Source organism: Methylorubrum zatmanii (assembly GCF_014845115.1).
In the GTDB taxonomy this organism is placed as follows: domain Bacteria; phylum Pseudomonadota; class Alphaproteobacteria; order Rhizobiales; family Beijerinckiaceae; genus Methylobacterium; species Methylobacterium zatmanii.
This window is the reverse complement of sequence record NZ_NKUI01000307.1, coordinates 1-3,335: the sequence shown is the minus strand read 5'-3', so window position 1 is coordinate 3,335 and position 3,335 is coordinate 1. Positions and strand designations below refer to the sequence as shown.

2 protein-coding genes and 1 pseudogene are annotated in these 3,335 nt (G+C 63.8%); all 3 read right to left on the bottom strand.

Annotated elements, in window-relative coordinates; all coding sequences use genetic code 11:
• Window positions 1-190 precede the first annotated feature (190 nt).
• A complete protein-coding gene (locus MZTS_RS24110) occupies window positions 191-1,498 on the bottom strand; it encodes a hypothetical protein (protein WP_192285816.1) in 1,308 nt (435 codons plus the stop codon).
• A gap of 47 nt (window positions 1,499-1,545) precedes the next feature.
• Window positions 1,546-1,944 (bottom strand): hypothetical protein, encoded by a 399-nt coding sequence (locus MZTS_RS24105; protein WP_192285814.1) that lies wholly within the window; start codon window positions 1,942-1,944, stop codon window positions 1,546-1,548.
• A gap of 838 nt (window positions 1,945-2,782) precedes the next feature.
• Window positions 2,783-2,887, bottom strand: a pseudogene (locus MZTS_RS24100) (BRO-N domain-containing protein); the annotation flags it as partial.
• Between the last annotated feature and the right edge of the window lie 448 nt (window positions 2,888-3,335).

Below are 3,335 nucleotides of genomic sequence, written 5' to 3'. Positions count from 1 at the left end.
GCCGGTGGTATCTGCTGATACTTGGATAAGGCTACGGGCCATGGCAGGATCTCCGACGGCAAAAGCCGAGATCCATCAACTCGCCTGCACCAAAAGTGAGTCAGAGCCCCGTTTGGACGCCGATGAGGGGGTGACGGAGAGGGGCCGGCTTACGGGTCCCCTGTAGGGAGGGTGAGGGGGTACTAGGGCTTCACCGCGGGCTGGCTTTCATCGTGACCGGGAGAGCCTGTGAGCTGATCTCCCTGCCGATCATCTCCATCATGGCCTTGGCCTCGTTGGCCCGAGACCGGGGAACGAGGATGCCATCATGAAGACCAAGCCCGACCACACCCCTTGAACGCATCTCCTCCAAGATGTGGATGAGGATGACGCTCTCACGGTGCATGAGGCTGTATCCAAGGCCCACCCCGAAGCAGCCTCGAAGTGCCGGGTGACGGGCTAGGAACGCGGCCTTGGTTCGAGCCACCGTCCACTCCGCCGGGAGCCGTGGGTCTTCCTCGCTTGCCGGGGCAGGCCAGGATGAGCGGCGGAAGTCATCGAAGAGGAGGGTGTTCACCGCCAGCTTCAACGCTGGGCGATGCTCCGGTCCGAGGCCCTCGATGGCGTAGAGCTCCCCCTCCGGCGGCTCCTTCCCAGTGGTCGCGTAGGCCAGCCGTGGGAACATTGACGCGAAGTCGAGGTCCACGATGGCCTCTTCTTCGATCCTGATGCCGGCCCGGCGGTCCCGTTTAAGGTTCTGCCAGAAGCCGCCGAACAGGCGCCCTCCGCGGTCGAAGCGGGGGGCATCGGCATCATCCGAGAACTGGACGAAGTGGCGGAGCAAGCGCCGCTGACGGTGGTCAACGGGACCGCGGCCGTCGTCCTCGAAGGTCACGTCCGCGCCCTCCAGGTGGGCGTTGAGTCCCTCGATGGTCTTGCGCATCTCGACCGTGGAGGCCGTGTCCGCGTAGTCCACGAGACCCGTCATGCTGCCCGCCTGAGCGAGCCCCTTCCGGGTCTTCTGTTTGAGGAGGATGGTCTCCTCTCCAGGCAGGCGGCCGAAGTCGGACAACTTGATGCCGAAGCTCCGAACCCGCGATGCGAAGGTGGCAGTGGGCGATATTGATGACGCTTCTCCCCACGTAGACGAGGGGCCGCGGATGGACAGCACGTCCATTGCGTCGAGGCGACTCAAGAGGCCCGAGAACGGCTTCCCGAACGCGGGGTTGTCGTAGCGCCGGCAGCCCTTGGCGCCGTGCCTGAGGAGCACCGCGAGGCGTCCTGTTTCAGGTGGCATCAGGACGGTGCGAGCGAGGTTCGCGACCACGCCCTCAACGGCTGTGAGGTGGTTGTGGTGATCCACCCCGCGGCGCGCGCGCTTCCGGGAAGCGGTGTCCGCTTCGTATTGTGCGACGGCGGCAACGGTCTCTTCGACAAGCTGACGGAGCGCGTAACCGGACGCGCCTCGCCACTGGTCAAACCAGCGGTGCCGCGCAGGCTGAACGCAAGCGCTCTTCATGAGCTGATGCTCCGTGGTTGGGGTTGCGAGAGAGGGCGGGCTGGACGTTAGGCGGACAATGAGGTGAGCCCGCGGAAGGCCCGGTTCGGCCGCTCGCTCACGCGGCGTTGCGGGGCCGGTCGCACGGCATCGAGGTTCCGGGAGCGGAGGTTCAGACGGTCTCCATCCCGATAACGGATGACGGGGGCGTCGAAGTCACCCAGCACGAGGCGGGAGACCATGATGTTGTTCGGCCGGTCGGTGCCTTCGAGGCGGACGTAGAGCCGGACGTAAAGGCGACCGCTGCCGTTGTCGTTCACGAACCAGGGCGTGGGGCCGTAGTCGTTGAGGATGGCGGCGTAGTCGGCCGCGTAGAGCCAAGCGTGAGTGCCTGGGCGATTGGATATCGGGACGCCAACGACTGCGCAGCCGTCATCGTCCCGGCTGTGGATGACAGCCAGGGGCATGGTGATGGGTTCCGGGGAGAGGAGTGGAGAAGGGCGCGTAGACGGGCACCGAACGGGGTCGGCAGCACTACACTTGAGGAAAACGATAGGTACGGGGGCGGAAGAGGACGCGCTCCTTTCCTATGGTGGCGGATAATCGCTCGCCCGTAGGTGGCGGGCAATCAGACAGCCTCGAAGCGCATGTCCAAAAACACGCCGCGCGCCCTTTCCCGAGCTGGGAGGAGCGCGCTTCTGTTTCCTCGGGTGGCGGCTAATCGAAATCGCCAGGAACGGACGTATCAAGCCGCTTCGGGGTGAGCCCGGCCCTCAGACTCGGCCATGCGATGGAAAACCCGAACAACCTCGGCCCACCCGTTCAAGCCACCAAGCGGTGGGGACACCATCTGGTTAGCGCGCCGCCACCGCTCCCGTGCCGGAAGCCACGTGAGACCGACGTGGCGTCCACCGAACCACAGCTCCAAGTACCCGTCGCCTTCACTCAGCCAATCGAACCAGCGACGTCCCCGTGTTCCGTCGCGGTTAGTGAACACCTCAAACAGGCTTCCAACTGTGATATCGATTTGGCTGGTATCCGCCTCTAACTGCATGTCCTTGCCGAAAATCTCGACAGCGAGTCTCATCTTACAGCCCCACGTGGCGCTTGTTCCCAGCGCCGAAGTGCTTGAGCACGTCACTCAGCGCATCCGTTATGGCAGATGCAAGAAATACAAACAGTCTTGAACTAAATTATGTTTCGGGCAATATATGATCTCAAATGAATAGTCCCTCTTCCGTGAAATTCCCTGTCGAGGGAATATCATGCAAGCGCAACTAAATCAGCAGTCCATCTATGTGGGCAGCGGATGGCGGGGAGCACCTCCCCCGTAACCCACAACTGAAACGGCGCGGCGGCCGGCTTATCGGACCGCATGATGAGCGCGTAGAGGGCCGCCTCCGAGAGAAGGCACATAGGTTTCCCACCCGTTGTCAGACCAAGGATGGTCCGCGGTTCGAACCGCACGGACCCCTCAGGAAGGCGGCGGTAGGCGTAGTGCGGAGGGCTTCCTTGGCCGGACCAATGGTGGTCCGCTCAACGTGCCGGCCCGTCCAGGTTGGGCACATCCGATTGAGCCGTCACAGCTCGTCACCGTCCAGTGGCTCTAGGTCGGCGTCCGCCAATGTGATGCGCGGCCTTGCCCACTTCCCGCCCGCCATCCGCCGAGACGCTTCTCTGTCCCGCGCGCGCGCAGCCCTCCTCTCTGCTCCAGCGCGAGCCTTTAGATCCCGCTCCGCCTTGAGGAGTTCGGCGTTGGCGGCGGATTGCGGAAGGCCGAATGAGTGGCCGCTGAGAGCTATGCGGGAGATTGGGTGACGACGGTGTGTTGAAGGCGGCGTATCGAGGCGGGGGTCGA